At 69.6% G+C, this 17,309-nt stretch carries 18 protein-coding genes and 2 pseudogenes; 10 read left to right on the top strand and 10 right to left on the bottom strand.

What is annotated here, in order from left to right; translation table 11 throughout:
• Window positions 1-898 precede the first annotated feature (898 nt).
• Together AC5LUJ_RS12320 and AC5LUJ_RS12315 are read right to left on the bottom strand one after the other, a co-directional pair.
• A complete protein-coding gene (locus AC5LUJ_RS12320; protein WP_250283703.1) occupies window positions 899-1,606 on the bottom strand; it encodes a cation efflux transmembrane domain-containing protein in 708 nt (235 codons plus the stop codon).
• Window positions 1,606-1,941 carry an ArsR/SmtB family transcription factor gene (locus tag AC5LUJ_RS12315; RefSeq protein WP_250283737.1) on the bottom strand — a complete coding sequence of 112 codons (336 nt, stop codon included), beginning with the start codon at window positions 1,939-1,941 and terminating at the stop codon, window positions 1,606-1,608. The genes AC5LUJ_RS12320 and AC5LUJ_RS12315 overlap by 1 nt, the downstream gene beginning before the upstream one ends.
• Window positions 1,942-2,615: 674 nt before the next feature.
• Here AC5LUJ_RS12315 and AC5LUJ_RS12310 point away from each other — a divergent pair.
• The 5 genes from AC5LUJ_RS12310 to AC5LUJ_RS12290 are packed head-to-tail and all read left to right on the top strand — an operon-like array spanning window position 2,616 to window position 6,870.
• Window positions 2,616-3,617: a metal ABC transporter solute-binding protein, Zn/Mn family gene (locus tag AC5LUJ_RS12310; protein ID WP_250283701.1), complete on the top strand. Its 1,002-nt coding sequence runs from the start codon at window positions 2,616-2,618 to the stop codon at window positions 3,615-3,617.
• A 4-nt stretch (window positions 3,618-3,621) separates the two neighbouring features.
• The gene (locus AC5LUJ_RS12305; protein WP_250283699.1) at window positions 3,622-4,533 is read left to right on the top strand and encodes a metal ABC transporter ATP-binding protein; all 912 of its coding nucleotides are present in this window, start codon (window positions 3,622-3,624) and stop codon (window positions 4,531-4,533) included.
• On the top strand, window positions 4,530-5,450 hold the full coding sequence (locus AC5LUJ_RS12300; RefSeq protein WP_250289672.1) for a metal ABC transporter permease: 921 nt from the start codon (window positions 4,530-4,532) through the stop codon (window positions 5,448-5,450). The genes AC5LUJ_RS12305 and AC5LUJ_RS12300 overlap by 4 nt, the downstream gene beginning before the upstream one ends.
• On the top strand, window positions 5,447-6,358 hold the full coding sequence (locus AC5LUJ_RS12295) for a metal ABC transporter permease (protein ID WP_250283696.1): 912 nt from the start codon (window positions 5,447-5,449) through the stop codon (window positions 6,356-6,358). Before AC5LUJ_RS12300 ends, AC5LUJ_RS12295 begins: the two co-directional genes overlap by 4 nt.
• Window positions 6,359-6,384: 26 nt before the next feature.
• Window positions 6,385-6,870 carry a Fur family transcriptional regulator gene (locus AC5LUJ_RS12290; RefSeq protein WP_250283694.1) on the top strand — a complete coding sequence of 162 codons (486 nt, stop codon included), beginning with the start codon at window positions 6,385-6,387 and terminating at the stop codon, window positions 6,868-6,870.
• A 15-nt stretch (window positions 6,871-6,885) separates the two neighbouring features.
• Here AC5LUJ_RS12290 and AC5LUJ_RS12285 read toward each other — a convergent pair whose 3' ends face one another.
• Window positions 6,886-7,041, bottom strand: a complete 156-nt coding sequence (locus tag AC5LUJ_RS12285) for a zinc transporter permease (RefSeq protein WP_250283692.1) — start codon at window positions 7,039-7,041, stop codon at window positions 6,886-6,888.
• 277 nt (window positions 7,042-7,318) lie between these two features.
• Between AC5LUJ_RS12285 and AC5LUJ_RS12280 the strand changes: the two are divergent.
• Window positions 7,319-7,709: pseudogene (locus AC5LUJ_RS12280) on the top strand (SCO5389 family protein).
• 165 nt (window positions 7,710-7,874) lie between these two features.
• On the opposite strand, the gene AC5LUJ_RS12275 reads toward AC5LUJ_RS12280, so the two are convergent.
• The 5 genes from AC5LUJ_RS12275 to AC5LUJ_RS12255 form a co-directional block, all read right to left on the bottom strand.
• Window positions 7,875-8,846, bottom strand: a complete 972-nt coding sequence (locus AC5LUJ_RS12275) for a CobW family GTP-binding protein (RefSeq protein WP_250289670.1) — start codon at window positions 8,844-8,846, stop codon at window positions 7,875-7,877.
• 264 nt (window positions 8,847-9,110) lie between these two features.
• Window positions 9,111-10,244 (bottom strand): WD40 repeat domain-containing protein, encoded by a 1,134-nt coding sequence (locus AC5LUJ_RS12270; protein WP_250280962.1) that lies wholly within the window; start codon window positions 10,242-10,244, stop codon window positions 9,111-9,113.
• Window positions 10,241-11,257: a CobW family GTP-binding protein gene (locus AC5LUJ_RS12265; protein ID WP_250289668.1), complete on the bottom strand. Its 1,017-nt coding sequence runs from the start codon at window positions 11,255-11,257 to the stop codon at window positions 10,241-10,243. Before AC5LUJ_RS12265 ends, AC5LUJ_RS12270 begins: the two co-directional genes overlap by 4 nt.
• Entirely contained in the window at window positions 11,247-11,534 is a 288-nt protein-coding gene (locus AC5LUJ_RS12260) for a hypothetical protein (protein ID WP_250280968.1), read from the bottom strand. Before AC5LUJ_RS12260 ends, AC5LUJ_RS12265 begins: the two co-directional genes overlap by 11 nt.
• A complete protein-coding gene (locus tag AC5LUJ_RS12255) occupies window positions 11,531-11,782 on the bottom strand; it encodes a hypothetical protein (RefSeq protein WP_250280970.1) in 252 nt (83 codons plus the stop codon). The genes AC5LUJ_RS12260 and AC5LUJ_RS12255 overlap by 4 nt, the downstream gene beginning before the upstream one ends.
• Here AC5LUJ_RS12255 and AC5LUJ_RS12250 point away from each other — a divergent pair.
• Complete coding sequence (locus tag AC5LUJ_RS12250) at window positions 11,696-11,884, top strand: DUF4158 domain-containing protein (RefSeq protein WP_445548203.1); 189 nt, start codon at window positions 11,696-11,698, stop codon at window positions 11,882-11,884. The two genes, AC5LUJ_RS12255 and AC5LUJ_RS12250, sit on opposite strands and share 87 nt — an antisense overlap.
• Before the next feature lie 463 nt (window positions 11,885-12,347).
• Here AC5LUJ_RS12250 and AC5LUJ_RS12245 read toward each other — a convergent pair whose 3' ends face one another.
• Complete coding sequence (locus AC5LUJ_RS12245) at window positions 12,348-13,319, bottom strand: ATP-binding protein (protein ID WP_250280972.1); 972 nt, start codon at window positions 13,317-13,319, stop codon at window positions 12,348-12,350.
• A 372-nt stretch (window positions 13,320-13,691) separates the two neighbouring features.
• Window positions 13,692-14,066 carry an ArsR/SmtB family transcription factor gene (locus AC5LUJ_RS12240; RefSeq protein WP_493464960.1) on the bottom strand — a complete coding sequence of 125 codons (375 nt, stop codon included), beginning with the start codon at window positions 14,064-14,066 and terminating at the stop codon, window positions 13,692-13,694.
• Window positions 14,067-14,185: 119 nt separating this feature from the next.
• Here AC5LUJ_RS12240 and AC5LUJ_RS12235 point away from each other — a divergent pair, with 119 nt between their 5' ends.
• The 3 genes and pseudogenes from AC5LUJ_RS12235 to AC5LUJ_RS12225 all read left to right on the top strand — a co-directional run.
• Entirely contained in the window at window positions 14,186-16,243 is a 2,058-nt protein-coding gene (locus AC5LUJ_RS12235) for a heavy metal translocating P-type ATPase (protein WP_493464959.1), read from the top strand.
• Between the two features lie 229 nt (window positions 16,244-16,472).
• Window positions 16,473-16,661, top strand: coding sequence for a streptamidine-related RiPP repeat protein (locus AC5LUJ_RS12230; protein WP_250280976.1), 189 nt, complete (start codon window positions 16,473-16,475; stop codon window positions 16,659-16,661).
• A gap of 79 nt (window positions 16,662-16,740) precedes the next feature.
• Window positions 16,741-17,309, top strand: a pseudogene (locus tag AC5LUJ_RS12225) (hypothetical protein); the annotation flags it as partial.

The following is a 17,309-nucleotide window of genomic DNA, read 5'->3' as shown; positions in this document are numbered from 1 at the left end:
CCCCTGCCCACCCTTTTGACCTGCGGAAATAGCAGGATTTGTCGATCACCGGTTGATCGTTATATGGCAACAGGTGTGGCAGCGGCGTCGCGTGATCCCAGTGGCGGCCCGTCTGTCACCGCGGGTGACCTGCGTAAACGGTGAAGCTGACCATCCGCTTTCCGGATGGGAGGTCACGAGGCCTGTGTTCGCGGACGTTGCCACAAGGTAGAGGTCTCGTATGGCAACGGGGCTCGGCCGGCCCGGTCGCGTCGGGTCTGTGACCTGCAACGGTGCTCAGGATCGGGGCCGGTAGACCGTCCGCTTGTGCGGCGGACGGTCGAGGATCTACCAGTCCTCATCGGTACAAATTCTCTCGTGTCGGGTTACCCGTGGCGGAAGCGGGTGCCGGAGCGGTCCAAGGGGACGGGGCCACCTGGCCCCTATGGGGATCGCCGACAGTCTGATGGCGGGCTGCGTTGGGGTGCCGAGCCGATCTGCACGGATTTTGTCCGAGCACGGCTTGCAGCTCGCCCCGTCAACCTACTGCGACGCGCTACGCCGGGCGCCTACGGCTCGGCAGCTGCGCGACACCGAGCTGGAATCCTTTGGTGAAGCGGGTGCATGAGGAGAACTACGGCGTCTACGGAGCGCGGAGGCGTGGCTGACGCTGAACCGGCAAGGCGTTTGCCCGTTGCACTGTGGAACGGCTGATGCGCAACCTCGCCTGCACGGTGCCCGCCGGGGCCGCCGCCGCCGGACTGACCACCCTGGCTGATCCGGCTGCTGCTCGCCCCGGTGACCTGGTCGGTCCCGGTTTGGCTCGCCCGCTCCGACCTTGCCTCCGGCAAGCACCCGACGCTGTCGGCATAGCATCCCGACGGCGCTTTCCTGAACTCTGCGGGTCGCGTTGTTCTGGTCAGGTGCAGCAGTCGCAGCCGAGTACGCATCCGCAGGCGTCGACGGTGCCACCCAGGTCGACGGGGGTGGGCAGGACCGGGCAGCAGGTGTCTCCCGCCCAGGCGTTACGGCCTTCTTTGACGGCGATGACGGCGATCACCAGGGCGGCGATCGGGTCGGCCCAGGCCCAGCCGAGGGTGGTGTTGGCGATCAGGCCGATCAGGAGCACGACGGACAGGTAGGTGCACAGCAGGGTCTGTTTGGAGTCCGCGATGGTGGAGGCGGAGCCGAGTTCCCGGCCGGCGCGGCGTTGGGCGGTGGACAGGAATGGCATGACGGCCAGGGACAGCGCGGCGAGGACGATCCCGGGCAGGGATCCGTCCGCCTGTCCGGTCCCGGCGAGTACCCGGACCGCGTCGACGGTGACATAGGCGGCGAGCGTGAAGAACGACACCGCGATGATCCGCAGGGTCGTCTTCTCCCGGGCCTGGCGCGAGGCGTGGTCGGCGGCGGAGAACTGCCAGGCGACCGCGGTGGCGGAGGAGACCTCGACGACCGAGTCCAGACCGAAACCGATCAGTGCGGTCGAGGACGCGATTGTGCCCAGGGCGAGGGCGGCGACGGCCTCGATGACGTTGTAGGTGATGGCCGCGGCGACGAGGAACCGGATCCTGCGGGTGAGAGCTGTCCGGCGGGCAGGGGAGGGGCTGAGGATCAGCTGGGACATCAGCAGCAGCCCTTGTCCTCGGTGTCGGGGCAGGCGCGGTCAGCTGCGACCGCGAGGACTGCGGTGCACAGGACGTCGAGGGCCTCACCCAGGCGGGGGTCGGCCAGTTCGTAGCGGGTGCGGCGCCCGACAGGGACGGCGACGACCAGGCCGCAGCCACGCAGGCAGGCCAGATGGTTCGACAGGCGGCTTCGGGAGATGCCCAGCTGGTCGGCCAGGTCGGCGGGGTGGGCCGGGGCGTCGCGCAGGGCGAGCAGGAGCCGGGCGCGGATCGGGTCGGCCAGGGCGCGACCGAACCGGGCAAGGATCTCGATGTCGGGGGCTACGGTCAGCACCACTTAACAGTACAGATAATCCTGAACTCAGAACCAGCTGAACTAGTGGACTGCGGGCTGGCCGCGTTCATCTCGTGGCAGTGCAGAGTCCGGTCCGATCACGCCCACCGACCTGGCGGGAGGATGCCAAAGTCGCTGAACCGGCCTCTATCGGCGTCACCCGCCGTAGCCGGTCACCGTCCGCTTATGGAGCCGCATCCACTGGTAGAACCATCGGCAACCTCGGTGAGAATCGGGCACCTGGAACCGCATCGACCAGCCGTCCACGGCGATCGAGGAACTGCCGGCGCGGATCGAGGAGGCCATGCGCCTTTTTCGCCGCCAGTGTGACCGGCCGGCGACCATCCCCGGCATCGGCCGGCACACGGCCGAAGTCATCACGCGGACCGCCGACCTGTGCGCCGCTGCCGGCGTACTCCACTGGCTCTTCCGGCGAGGCCGAAGGCGGTCGCGGCGCCGATGGCATCGGGCAGCTGCAGGTCGGGCGCGGCCCTGTCGACCACGGTAAGCCCGCCAGCACGGCGGGAACTGCGGCGATCCGGCTGGTTGACACCGTCGCATCACGACGGCTCGGTGGCGGGGATGCGTGCTCCCGGCACGGTGGAGGCGACCACCTCGCCACTAACTTGTAATGGTTTTCATTACCTGCTACGTTAATGAAAATGGATCCTAGTATGGATCGCGGGTCCGGTCGGCTGACGAGCGGGGAGATCGTGGTGGATGGTGCGAGGCTGGTCGTGGTAGGGCGGTGGCGGGTCCGGCGCGGTCTGGGGGCGGTGGCCGCCGGCGTGGTGATGCTCGTGGCCGCGTGTGGGACGTCCTCGTCGGGGGATTCCGGGAGCGCTGATGGTGGCAGCGGGAAGATCGCGGTGGTGGCGACGGAGAATTTCTGGGGCAGTATCGCCGCCCAGCTCGGGGGTGATCGGGTGGCGGTCACCAGCATCATCGACAATCCTGACGCCGATCCGCATGACTACGAGCCGACCTCGGCGGATGGCCGGGCGATCGCCGGTGCGCGGTTGGTCATCGACAACGGTGTCGGCTACGACCCGTGGGCGGGCCGGCTGGCGGCGGCGAACCCGGCGGAGGGGCGGACGATGCTGACCGTCGGTGAGCTGGTTGGTGCGAAGGACGGGGACAATCCGCACCGCTGGTACAACCCGGCGGACGTCACCAGTGTGATCGATGCGATCACCGCGGACTACAAGAAGATCGACCCGGCGGACGCGGCCTATTTCGACCGGCAGCGGGCGTCGTTCACCACGACGACGTTGAAGCCGTACACCGATCTCATCGCGTCGATCAAGAAGACGTATGGAGGGACACCGGTCGGGGCGTCGGAGAGCATCTTCGAGATGCTGTCCCCGGCTCTCGGGTTGGACCTGCTGACCCCACCGGCCTTCCTCCGTGCGATCACGGAGGGCACTGACCCGACCGTCGCGGACAAGACCACCATCGACGATCAGATCAGCACCGAGAAAATCAAGGTATACGTGTACAACAGTCAGAACGCCACCCCGGACGTGCAGCGGCAGGTCGAGGAGGCGAAGGCTGCCGGTATCCCGGTGATCACTATTACCGAGACGCTCACCCCGGCCGGTGCGTCCTTCCAGGATTGGCAGGTCGCCCAGCTGACAGGCCTGCGGACGGCGCTGGCGCAGGCAACCGGGAAGTGACGCGATGACGGTGCGCACACGATCCACCCAGGTGTCCGTCGATGCCATCGACACGGTCCTGCCCGCTGGTACCGACCCGCCGACCGCAGTGAACACGGCGGCGGTGTTGTTCCGGAACGCCGCGGTCCGCCTGGGCGGGCGGCTGGTGTGGAGCGGGGTGGATGTCGAGGTCGCCGCCGGGGAGTTCGTCGCGGTTCTCGGGCCCAACGGGGTCGGTAAGTCCACCCTGCTCAAGGCGGCTCTGGGCCTGCTGCCGCTGTCCGTGGGGCGGGCGGTGGTGCTGGATCGGCCGCCCGGGCGGGCCCGCGCCGAGATCGGGTATCTGCCGCAGCGACGCAGCTTCGACCCGTCGGTACGGATCCGCGGGATCGACATCGTCCGCCTCGGTGTCGACGGCCACCGGTGGGGTCTGCCCCTGCCCGGCGGGGAGCGCGGCCGGGCAGCCGGGCGGCGGGTGGCCGAACTCGTCGAGTTGGTCGGCGCCACCGGCTACGCTCACCAGCCGATCGGCCGGCTCTCTGGCGGGGAACAGCAGCGGCTTCTGATCGCCCAGGCGCTCGCCCGCCGGCCCCGGCTACTCCTCCTCGACGAACCGTTGGACAGTTTGGACCCGCACAACGCCGCCGCGGTCGCGGCGCTGATCCGTACGATCTGCCAGAGAGCGGGGGTGACCGTGCTGATGGTCGCCCATGACGTCAACCCGATCCTGTCCAGCCTCGACCGGGTCGTCTACCTCGCCGGCGGCGGCGCGGTGTCGGGCTCTCCCACCGAGGTCATCACCAGCGCGACGTTGAGCCGGCTCTACCAGACCCCCATCGAGGTGCTGACCGCCTCGGATGGGCGGATGGTCGTTGTCGGCCAACCCGAACCGCCCGCGGCGCACACCGACCGCCACGTCGGGACCGGCCACTCGTGATCGTCGCTGCCGCGGCCGACGCGGGCCTGTCGTGGAACCTGGTCCGCGATGTCCGGCAGATGTTCGCCTACCCGTTCATGGTGAACGCGTTCCGGGCCGGGACCGTCGTCGCGGTCACCGCCGGGGCGACCGGGTGGTTCATGGTCCTGCGCCGCCAGACGTTTGCCGGCCACACCCTGGCCGTGGCCGGTTTCCCGGGCGCTGCTGGCGCGGTCTGGCTCGGTCTGGGTGCGACCTACGGCTATTTCGCTTTCTGCCTGGCCGCGGCATTCCTCATCGCGGCCATTCCCACCGCCGGTGGAGCCGCCGCGGGCCGGGCCGCGGAGTCGGCCACCGTCGGTACCGTGCAGGCGTTCGCACTGGCCTGCGGATTCCTGTTCGTCAACCTGTACAAGGGATTCCTCGGCGGGGTCAACGCGCTGCTGTTCGGCAGTTTCTTGGGGATCACCGACGGCATGGTCCTGACCCTGACCGCCGTCGCCGTGGCGATCCTGGCCGTGCTGGCGCTTTTCGGGCGGCCGTTGCTGTTCGCCTCGCTCGATCCGGCTGTGGCGACCGCCGCCGGAGTGCCCGTGCGGGCCCTGTCGGTGGCCTTCCTGATCCTGCTCGGGAGTACTGCCGCGGAGGTCAGTCAGATCACCGGCACTCTCCTCGTGTTCACCCTGCTCGTCATTCCCGCGGCAACCGCACAGATTCTCACCACCCGCCCGGCGCTCAGCCTTGCCCTCACTGTGCTGTTCGGGCTGCTGGTCACCTGGGCCGGGCTGACCGTGGCCTACTACTCGCCGTACCCGATCGGCTTTTTCATCACCAGCTTCTCCTTCAGCCTGTACCTGCTCGCCCGCCTCGCCGTCCACGCGCATGACCTGCTCGACCGGACCGCCCGCACCCCCCATCCCGCGCGGGCGTCGGCATGACCGCGGAGACGGCGGACACCGGACTGACCGCGATGTTCGACCACCCGTTCATGCAGCACGCCTTCCTCGCCGGAACAGGGATCGCCATGGCGGCGGGACTCGTCGGCTATTTCCTCGTCCTGCGTGCGCAGGTCTTCACCGCCGACGCGCTGTCCCATGTGGCGTTCACGGGCGCGCTCGCCGCCCTGACCACCGGGATCGACGCCCGCATCGGCCTGTTCGCCGCCACCATCACCGTCGGGTTCGCCCTCGGTGTCCTCGGCCCCCGCGGCCACGCCGACGACGTCGTCATCGGCAGCGTGTTCGCCTGGGTCCTCGGCCTCGGCGTGCTCTTCCTCACCCTGTACACGACCCACCGCAGCACCGGCAATGGCACCGTCGGCGTCACCGTCCTGTTCGGCTCGATCTTCGGATTGGATGCCTCCCACGCCTGGGAAGCAGCCGTGCTCGCCGCCCTGCTCTGCCTCGCCGTCATCGTGATCGGACGTCCCCTGCTGTTTGCGAGCCTGGACGCCGCGGTCGCCGCCGGCCGCGGTGTCCCCGTCCGCCTCCTCGGCGTCGGATTCCTCGGCCTGGTCGGGGCGACCGCGGCCGAGGCCACCCAGGCCGTCGGCGCGCTCCTGCTCCTCGGCCTGCTCGCCGCGCCCGCCGGCGCCGCCCACCGGCTCGCCACCCGCCCCTACCGCGGCATGGGGATCTCCACCGCGGTCGCGGTCGCCGTGACCTGGGCCGGCCTGACGACCAGTTACCTTGCCCCGCGGATCCCCCCAAGCTTCGCCATCCTCGCCTTCGCCACCGCCAGTTACGCCGTCGCCCTGACCGTCACCACCCGCACCGCCACCGCCATCCACCCGCCGGTGCAATCACCGGCAACCTCGACGGCGCAGAGGTCTCCGACCTCCTCATGAGCCCCAATCTCGTGAGAGGAGAGAAGGTGCCCACCGACGACGTTCGTGCCCCTGACGAAGCCGACACCCGCGACGCACGGCGGGAACCGCAGCGGTGGCGCGTATCCCGCGGCCCTCGTCCCCCACGCGACACCCCGCAACGCCGCACAGTGCTGGCTGCGCTCACCGCTGCCGGCGGAGGGTTCCGCAGCGCCCAAGCCTTGCACGAGCAGATACGCGCCAGCGGGCACCGCATCGGCCTCACCACGACGTACCGCATTCTGTACGACCTGGTAGGCGATGCCACCGTCGACACGATCCGCGGCGAGGACGGCCAGCAGCTGTTCCACCTCGCCCGAACCACCGGGCACCACCACCACCTGGTTTGCCGCAGCTGCGGACACAGCATCGACGTTGCCTCCGACACCGTCGAGACCTGGACGGCAGACCTCGCTGCCGCACACGGATTCGCCGACCTCAGCCATGCGATCGACCTGTTCGGACTCTGCGCCGGATGTCAACCTGACCGGTGATCCTGGGGCGTCGGGTCAGTGTTCGTCCCAGTGCCCGTCGTGGTCGGCGTGGCGATGGTTGTCGTGGATGTAGTCGATGTGGTCGTGGTGGGGGACGGCGACGTGGCCGCAGCCATAGGTGTGCGGGTGTTCTGAGGTGGTGTGGTGGGCCGGGTGGCTGGTGGTGGTCACGGGCGTTCTCCTTGGCGGAGGGCGTTGAGCGGTGCAGGCGCGTGACATGGCCCGTCGGCGAGGCAAGTGATCATGCGAGGCGTACCGACGCGCGAGTGCCCCCAGTAGCGGGCTCGCCCCTCCGGTGCGCGGCGGAGGGTAAGTGTTCGATCACATGAACACGGTAGGGCCTCTTCCCGTCTCGCGCCATGTGAACGTGCCACTCCAATTGGTATTGACAACGGTTGTCAAGCCGGAGATTGTTGATGTTCCAAGTACCTGCGTCAGGAGGTCACTGATGTCCTTGACCGTGTCCCCGGATCTGCTCGCTCAGGCTGAAGCCGGTCATGTCGACCAGGAGGCGTTTCTCGCGTGTGTGCGGGACTCGCTTCCGTACGCCTACAGCCTGGTGGAGCGGCTCGCCGGTGAGCTGCCCACCGCCGAGCGGGACTTCGCCGACAACCTGGTTCCGCCGGCGGACAACGTGGCGCAGGGGCAGTTGCTGCGGGCGATGGCGAGCACTTCGATCCGGGGCGCTGGAACGGCGTTTCGGGGTGGCGTTGGCGTTCCAGAACTGCCATCGGCTGGCCGCGTTCCGCCCGCAGGCGGTCGGAGGCGAGCAGCACCGCCGGTTTATCTCCGCGGAGAGCCAGGTCCTCAACCAGCAGCCGGAGTTTGTCGACTGCTGACAGACCGTCAGGGTGCATGGCTGTGTCGCGTGACCGGCTCGGCCGGGCGTCGGTTCGATCGGGATGTCGCCGCAGCAGGGGGCGGTTTCTCTGCCGGCTCCGGTTCTCGGTGGGGCGCCCTATGGTCAAGCCGCATGTGGGCTGTGGTCATCCTTGTTCTCCTGGCTATCCGTTCAGGTCCGGTAGCCAGGAGGGGAAGGGGTCCGGTAGCTCGTGCCAGCTGTCCTCGCCGAGAGCGAGCTCGGCGTCGGTGAGCAGGCATGAACGGAAGATTCTGGTGAGGGCCGCCGGGTCGGCGTGCAGACCGATCAGGGCCAGTTCCTGGACGCGGTAGCCGTAGTAGGGGTCCCAGCCAGGACAAGCGGCCCTGTGGTCCGCGGGTGCGGTGTCGACGGCGGGCCAGTAGCCGTCGGGAGCGAGCGTGAGTCCCCGCCCGGCGTGGTCCCAGGCCATCCTTTGGTCGGGTCGGCTGGCGAGCCACAGCCAACCCCGGGAACGCACCACGCCGGCGACCAGGCCGTCCATGCAGTCATGCAGCCGCTGTGGGTGCAACGGCCGGCGGGCAGCGAGCACCGTGGCGGTGATCCCGACCTCGCTGGTCGGCAGGTCGTCCGCGGTGCGTGCGCCTAGCATCCGCAACCAGCCCGCGTGCCGGTGCGAGCCGATCTCGTCGTATCCCGCGCCGCCGTCCGGGCCGGCGGAGGCGAGGATATCGCTGGCCGGTGTGGCTCGGCCGACGACGGTCACAGGTCGGGCCGTCGGGTTCAGACGCCGTACCAGCGTGTCGAGCTGCAGCATGTCGCAGACATCGATCTCGTCGGTGGCGGCGAGGGCGACGACCTCAGCGCGTTCGACCTGGTCGACGAGGGCCGCTGGCACCGTCCGACCGAGACGGGGAACGGCGAGGCCTCGGCCGGCGAAGGAGTCACAGCCGTCCAGGTCCTCGAACGCGGTCGTCGCGTCGACCAACGCCACCGACGACACCACGCTGAGCGCGGGGCAGCCGGCCAGGCCCGGTATCAGGTCCAAGGGAACGTATCCCGGTGGTGCCACCACGACGGCTTCGACGTGTCCATCGGCCGTGAGTTCCGCAGCCGAGGCGGCGATGTCCCGGGAGACGACGTCGACGAGGCTCACGTCCTGGGCGGGTAGCGCGGACCTGCACGGCGATCCGTCACCCACGTCGAGCGATCGGACGACGACTCCTCCCACCGGGTGGGACGGGCACCGGTAGGAGAGCACGGGGACGGGGCGAACCCCACCGCCTGCGGGGGCCGCCACCACCCCGACGTCACCCCCGGCAGTGCACACCAACGTCACAGACAGTGGGATCGGCTGGCGCATAGTGGTCGTTCTCCGGAAGTGGGCTGGCTGGGCTCGGGAACTGGCCGGCCAGGCCGGTCAGCTGCTGCGTCTCGTACCGGTGCCGGGCGGACTGTCCGACGGACGGACCGCGCTCAGCCGGCCGCCCTGGGTTCCCGCCACGACAAGCGCCGCGTCGGCGGTCCAGGTGACCGAGCTGACGGGCGCGCCCAGATCGACCTCGAAATGCGGACGCCGGGAACTACCACTTCCCCGCCAACCGGCCAGACGGCCATCCCTGCCACCACTGGCGAGCAGCGGCGGGGCGGCCGTGCGCTGGCCAGCCCGGCCGGCTGCCGAGCCCGTTCGGACCGGTGGGACGGGGGCGGGGGCGTAGGCGAGTGCGACGACGAGTCCGGCGTGCGTGCGCAGTGAGGCCGGGCGCTGCCCGGCCGGGCCCTTGCCGCCGAGGTTCCACACGGTGACTTCCTCGCCGCCGCCGGCGGCGAGCCGTTGGGAATCCGGGGCGAAGGCGATAGCGGTGACCTTGGCGGGATAGCCGCTCATCTCGTAGTCCTCGCCGGACCACAGCCGCCACAGGTGGATCGAGGCGTCCTGATTACCGGAGGCGGCCCAGCGGGCGTTCGGTGCGACGGCGATGGTGAGCAGCGAACCCTTCCAGTCGAAGGTGCGTACCGGTTCAGTGCGGTTGGGTCCGGGTTCGTACCAGCGGATGCCGCCGTAGCAGGCGACGGCAAGTCGGTGGCCGGCCCAGGCGAGTGCGGTGACGGTGCTGGGCTGGCCGGGCCAGCGGGTGACGATGGTCCCGTCGGGCCGCAGCAGCAGGACCTCGCGGCCTCGGCCGGCGGCGAGGTACTGCCCGTCGGGGGACCAGGCCAGTGCGTGTACCCAACCCTGGCCCATGACGGCGTCGCGCCGGCCGATCGTGATGTCGCCGATGACGACGGTCCCGTCGGCTCCGCCGACGGCGAGGCGGCGGCCGTCCGGCGACCACGCCGCGGCGAGTGCCCCGAGTTCGTGGTGTGGCATCTCGGTGACGATGATCCCTTCGTCCGTGTCGATGACGACGGTGCGGCCGGACAGGGAGGCGGCGGCGACCAACGACCCGCGCGGTGCGGCGGTGACGGTGCTCACCGCGTCGTCGAGGTCGATCGACCAGACGGGTGTGGTCGGTGTTCGACCGGCGGTGAGGAGGTTGGCGGTGCGGCTCACCGTGCGCTCGCGAGACAGCGGCGTAGTCCGGTTTCGAGGGCGGCGCGGTCGAGGTGGCGTCCGATGAAGACCAACCGGCTGACCCGGGCCGCGTTGCCCCAGGGCTGGCCGTCGGTGCCTTCGAAGAGCATGTGGACGCCCTGGAAGACGTACCGGTTCTGCTGGTCGGCGACGGCGAGTACCCCCTTGGACCGGAAGATGTCGGCGCCCTTGGTCGACAGCAGCTCGCCGAGCCAGTCGTTGAGCTTTGGTATGGACAGGTCTCCGGCCAGTTCGATGCCGACGCTGGACACGGTCAGGTCGTGTTGATGCTCACCGTCGGTGAGGAACGCGGGGTCGACGTCGAGTGCGCGCCCGAGGTCGAACGCGCCAACGTCGAGGACCTTGTCGAGGTCGACTTTGGCGTACTGGGCGGGCAGGATCTCCGCAACTTTGTTGATCGCCCGGATCCGGCCGATCACCTCGTCCAGTTGCGCCTCGTCGACAAGGTCGGTCTTGTTCAGCACGATCCGGTCGGCGAACGCGATCTGCTCGACCGCCTCGTTCTCCACGCCCTCGGGCTTGGTGTCGTCGAGGTGGCGGGCCAGGTGCCGGGCGTCCACGAGCGTGAGAATGGCGTCCAGCCGGAGCTGGCCGGCGATCTCGTCGTCGACGAAGAAGGTCTGCGCGACCGGGGCCGGGTCGGCCAACCCGGTGGTCTCGATGAGGATGTGGTCGAACCTGTCCCGGCGGCGCATCAGCGTGCCGAGGATGCGGATCAGGTCCCCGCGCACGGTGCAGCAGATGCAGCCGTTGTTCATCTCGAAGATCTCTTCTTCGGCGTCGACGACCAGAGCGTCGTCTATACCGATCTCACCGAACTCGTTTTCGATCACGGCGATGCGCTTGCCGTGTTCTTCGGTGAGGATCCGGTTGAGCAGCGTGGTCTTGCCGCTGCCGAGGAAGCCGGTGAGCACAGTCACCGGGACCTTGGCGGCCTGACTGGCCGGCGGCGAGGTGGCGTCAGTGGGCATGCGTTTCTCCGGAGAGGTGGAAGGCACGGCGCACGTCGGACTCGGTGAGGCACGCCGCGGGACCGGGCAGGGTGACCGAGCGTCGGCCGGCTGCCGGCAGTGCGGCCAGGACAGTCTCGACGGGTGGACAGCCCGGCTCCGCGCACGCCAGCTGGGCGACGAGCATGGTCACCTCCTCGTCGAGGTCCAGCGCGGCGCGGATCCAGCCGCGCAGCTTCTCGGCGATGGCCGGATCGACTGCGGGCGGCCGTGTTCCACCGGGACTGAGCAGGCTCATCCGGCGGCCACGGTGGCCACGGTGGGCTCGGTGGGAACGGTGGGAACGGGACGGGGCATGGTGCCACCCTGATGAAAACGAAAACTATTGTCAATATTGGGGCGGAGGGTGATCGTCGGGGCGCGCGGTTCCCGCGGCACGCCGGCGAGGTGCCCAGAGCTGTGGTCGACTACGTCGAGCAGCAGGTCGGGGTCGAGCCGGATCCGTTCGGGAAGTACGTGTTTTCCGGCCGAGCCATCGAACGTCACTGTGCGGAGATCCGCCGGGAGTTGGGGTTCCGGAAGTGCGCTCTCGCCGATGAGGACGCGTGGGCGCCTGGATGGCCTTCGAGGTGTGTCCGGTCGAGTTGACCGACGACTGGCAGCGTCGGGCGTTGCTGGCCCGGTGTCGGGCGCAGCGGGTCGAGCCGCCGGGGCCGTCGTGAGTTGAGCGGGTGCTGGGCGCGGCGCGGGCGGCGTTCGAGCAGCAGTTCACCGGCGCTGGTGGTCAGTCGGCTGCCGGCCGCCGCAGTGAAGCGGTTGGAAGAGCTGGTGGCCGTTCCCGACGACGCTGGCGACGTGGCGTGTTGGACCCGCTCAACCTGTTCGAGGACGCCAACACGTCACCGGGCGCCGCGCCAAGGTGACCGTGAAGGGTGGCTACACCGGCTGGGTGGTCTGGGGCCGCGGCACCGCTTTTACCGTGACTGTAAGGGGCGAAGGCCGCCATGGGGTGGCCTCGCATCCTGATCTCCGTTCCGCGGCACTGCGAGCCAGCCCGTCGTGGACTGGGGCGAGTGGCTTGGCGGGCGTCCGCTGAGCCTGTCGGGTCCGGTTAGCGCGGCGTGACGGCCTGATGTGGGTTGCGGGCATGGGGAAAGGTGAAGGTTGGGTCGATCTGGATCGACAGGTCCGTGCCGGTGGCGGCGTCGGCCCAGGATCGGGCGTTACGGAGGTGGAGGTCGTGCATCTGTCGGAGGAAGGCATCGGGGTCGTGTTCGGTGGCGTCGACGGCGTCGCGGATGGTGTCGAGTGCGATGCGGATGACCGGTTCGAGGTCGTCGAGGTGGAAGGGTCTGCCCTGCTCCATCGCACGCACTGGTGCCGACGGTCCGACACAGACGAGGAGGTCGTCGCCGACCTCACGGCGCAGGAACTCCTCGTCGACGTCATCGGTGACCTTGTTACCGATCACGGACAGGGTGATGTCGAACTCGCGGGCGTAGTCGCGGTACTGGCGGTGGACGGCGACGGCTTTGCGGGTTGGTTCGCAGACGAGGAAGGTGTGGTCGAAGCGGGCGAACAGGCCGGAGGCGAAGGCGTCGGCGCCGGCGGTCATGTCGACGACGGCGTATTCGCCGGGTCCGTCGATCAGGTGGTTGAGCAGGAGTTCGACCGCGCCGAGTTTGGAGTGGTAGCAGGCCACACCGAGGTCTTCGTCGGTGAACGCTCCGGTCGCGACCAATCGCACGCCATCGACATCGGTGGCGAAGCGTCGCCACAGCGGGTTGTCGTCGGCGAGGGGGAGCAGCCGTGATCCGGTGCCGGGCGGGGTGGTCTTGACCATCATGTCGGCGGACGGGACGCGGGGGTTGTCGCCGCGGAGGTAGTCCTTGATCTCGTGGAGGTGCTCGCCCATCGCCACGGGCGCGGCCGCGTCGTCGAGGCCGAGCGCGGCGCCGAGGTGCTGGTTGATGTCCGCGTCGAGAGCGAGGACGGGTGCGCCGGCTGCGGCGAGGTGGCGGCAGAACAGCGAGGACAGGGTGGTCTTGCCACTGCCGCCCTTGCCGACAAAAGCGATCTTCATGATAGGTGGCTCCGAGGTCGTGGCGGCGTTGCCGCGATCCAACTGCCTGATGGCTGTCCGTAATAGTAATCGTTTTCGTTAGCAGCGCTGGCGGGGCCCTGCCCCTCCGGGCGTGGGGGTGTCGTCTGTCTCTGCCCTCCAACGCGTGGCGGGCTCTGCCTCGGGTGGTGTGTGCGTCACCTGCTGGGCGGCGGCCCAGGGGATCTCCGGCGCGGCAAAGCTGTGGTCTTCCCGGGCATGGCGCGTTCGCGTGGTTCGGCCAGGCCGTCCACGGCGACGAACAGCCGTCCGACCTCGACTACCGCGACCCGCGTCGAACGGTCCAATGGGCGGTGTTCGGCACCTGGTCGCCGTTTCGAACGGGCTTGATGATCAGAGGCTTGTCTTCGCCGCGATCGGCCGGGCGGGGATGTGGGTGTGGGGTGCCGCCTCGCCGGCCGTGTGGTCGGGCAGGTTCCGGTCGGCGTGGTCGGCGTGGAACAGTGCCTCGGCGAGCAGGGCCTGCACGTGGACGTCCGCGGCGGAGTAGTAGACGAAGGTACCTTCGCGGCGTCCACGGACCAGCCCGGCGAGGCGCAGTTTGGCCAGGTGCTGGCTGACCGTCGTGGGTGCGGCGCCGACGAGGTCAGCGAGGCAGGCAACCGAGGACTCACCTTGTAGCAGCGCCCAGAGGATCTTGATGCGGGTGGGGTCCGCGAGTAGCCGGAAGCCTTCGGCGGCCAGATGGACCTGTTCCTCGTTCGGCATCCGGAAGTCCGGCAGATCGCTGTGCACGTACCAAGGTTAACCGATACACCCTGCTACTCGGCTGTCCAGTAGCCTTCCTGCCTAGCTATATACGTGGTCACGCAGGTAGCGTGATTCGGGTGACGCTGACGACGAGTCCCGCTTCCGCCGCCCTTCATCCGGCCGAAGCGCACGCCGTGGTGGCGGGGCGGGAGCTGGCCGCCCGTCTCTGGGTCCTCACCGAGGTGCGCTGGGCGACGTTGGCGAGTGTGATGTTCGCGGTCGGCGGCGTCATGCAGGTGACCGGCGCCCCGGCGCCGGTCTGGTGGGTGCTGTACCTCGCCTGCTACGCCGCCGGTGGATGGATACCAGCTGCGGCCGGGGTGCGGGCATTGCGGGAACGCGCGCTGGACGTGGACCTGCTGATGATCGTCGCCGCGTGGGGTGCAGCCAGTATCGGGCAGGTCTTCGACGGCGCCCTGCTGATCGTCATCTTCGCCACCTCTGGGGCACTGGAGGCGGTCGCGACCGCGCGCACCGCCGACTCCGTGCGCGCCCTGCTCGACCTGGCACCTGAGCGGGCCAACCGGATACGTCCCGACGGAACGGAGGAGACGGTAAGCACCGTGGACCTTCGGGTCGGGGACGTCATCCGGATCCGCCCCGGGGAACGCATCGGTGCCGACGCCATGGTGGTCGGCGGCGCCAGCGAGGCCGACCAGGCCACGATCACCGGCGAACCCCTGCCGGTCGCGAAGGTGACCGGAGATGAGGTGTTCGCGGGCACGCTGAACGGCACCGGCACGCTGACCGTCCGGGTCCATCGCCCCGCCGGCCAGTCGGTGATCGCCCGCATCGTCGCTTTGGTCGAAGAGGCTTCCGCAACCAAAGCGAGAACGCAGCTGTTCATCGAGAAGGTCGAGCAGCGCTACTCGATCGGCGTCGTGGCAGCGACCCTCGCCCTGTTCGCCATCCCCCTGTTGTCCGGCGCGGCGTTGCGACCCACCCTGCTCCGCGCCATGACCTTCATGATCGTCGCATCGCCGTGCGCGGTGGTGCTCGCGACGATGCCACCGTTGCTGTCCGCGATCGCTCTCGCCGGGCGCCACGGCGTACTGGTCAAGTCGGCCGTGGTCATGGAACGGCTGGCCGACACCACCCTGGTGGCGTTCGACAAGACCGGCACCCTCACCGAAGGCACCCCCCGTCTCCTCGACGTTCACGTCGCCTATGACGGCTCCGGAGACGGCCAGCCCTCCAGAGCACCCGCGATCGACGCGGACCGGGTACTCCAACTGGCCGCTGGCGCCGAACATCCCAGCGAGCATCCAGTCGCCGCGGCCGTGCTCGCCGCCGCCCGCGACCGCAACCTCGCCATCCCCGCCGCGCACGACTTCACCTCAACCCCCGGACGCGGCGTGACCGCCACCGTCGACGGCCATCGCGTGCAGGTCGCAAGTCCGCGCCTGCTGGACGGGCCGCAGGACGGTCCTGTCGCCGCGCAGTTGACCCCTGGGCCGCGAGCCGCGATAGACGCCGTGCAGGCCAGCGGGCACACTGCCGTGGTCGTCACCATCGACGACCATCACACCGCGGTCCTCACCCTCACCGACCGGACCCGCCCGCATGCCGCCGCCACCGTGGCCGCCCTGACCCGACTCACCGGAACATCCCCGGTCCTGCTCACCGGCGACAACCCCGGCGCCGCCAGCCGACTCGCCGCCGAGCTGGGCATCCATGAGGCGCACGGCGGGCTGCTGCCAGCCGACAAGGTCACCCGGATTCATGCCTTGCAGGATCAGCGGCGGCGAGTGCTGCTGGTCGGCGACGGCGTCAACGATGCCCCCGCGCTCGCCGCCGCCGACTTCGGCGTCGCGATGGGCCGCCACGGCTCCGACCTCGCCCTGCAAACCGCCGATGCGGTCCTCGTCCGCGACGACCTGATCGCCCTGCCCGCGGTCATCGAGCTGTCCCGCCACGCCCGCCGTGTCGTCACCGCCAACCTGGCCATCGCGGCGACCTTCATCACCGCACTGGTCGCCTGGGACCTGCTCGGCCACCTACCCCTGCCCCTCGGCGTCGCCGGCCACGAAGGCTCCACCCTCATCGTCGGCCTCAACGGACTACGGCTCCTGCACCCCCGGACCTGGCGCACCACCCAGACCCACCCTGTTCCGGAGCCGCTGGGCAGAACGTGACCATCGTGCTGTCGCGGAAACCTCGGCGCTCGGGACTGTTCGGTCCATCGGGCGCCGGTGCTGCAGGGTCGTGACGCAGAGCTCGACCTGCCTCGCTCATGGCCCTCACCGCGTGGACCACGACCTGACCGTCCCGAAGTGACGATGTGAAGGGTCTTGCGGTCAGCGCAGAGAACCTCTAGCGTCCCCTTATCGGAAATGGTTTCCGATACCAATAAGAGGAGGATGTGTGAGCGAGGTCCTGGTCGAGCAGGTGAGCGCGGTGGCGCCGGTGGCGGCACCGCAGGGTCCGGGCACGAACGCGCTGGTCCACAACCCGTTCGTCGTCGAGCCGGTGTCGGTGGTGGCGCCGGTGGCGGCGCCGCAGGGTCCGGGCACGAACGCCCTGGTCCACAACCCGTTCGTCATCGGGCGCTGACTGTGCGGCCGGGTCCCGGCGTGTTCCTGCCGGGACCCGGTCCCCGGCGCGTGCCTTCTCAGTCAGTGAAGGGTTCTCGATGAAGCTGGCCGATGGCCATCACCTCTATCCGCTCCCGGACGGGAGCTGGCGTGTGGTCGGACCGGGCGAGGTGTTCCTGCGGGTGCTGGGACCGTCGGAGGTGGTCGCCCAGCTGCGGGATCGGCTACGGGTGAGCGGGCCCGTGGGATCGGGGCCTGCGCCTGCCGCGGAGGGGGACGCGAGCTCGGAGTCCGGGCTCGCGCAGCTGGTTCAGGCGCTGGCCGATCGGGGCGTCCTGATCGACGGAGGCGACGGAGCATCGACGCCGGCCCGGACCACCCCACCGCTGCTGCACGTTTCCGGGGACGGTCCGGTCGCCCAGCTTGTCGGGGACCTTGCGGCTGACTGGGTGCGCGTGCGGCGCGGTCCGGTCGACGAGGAGGCCGTGATGGGCGCGGATGTGCTGGTGGACTGCGCACACTGGTTGCCTGACACGCACTGGCGTCAGGTGGAGCGGTGGTGCCGGGCGCACTCCACGGCGTGGACGCGCTGTCACGCGGAGGGCCTGTCGTTGTTCGCCGGTCCACTGACCGTCCCCGGGCGTACGGCGGGCTATGAGGATGTGCG

The sequence above is a fragment of the Protofrankia sp. CiP1_Cm_nod3 genome, from assembly GCF_982290655.1.
This window is presented reverse-complemented; position numbering and strand designations above follow the sequence as displayed.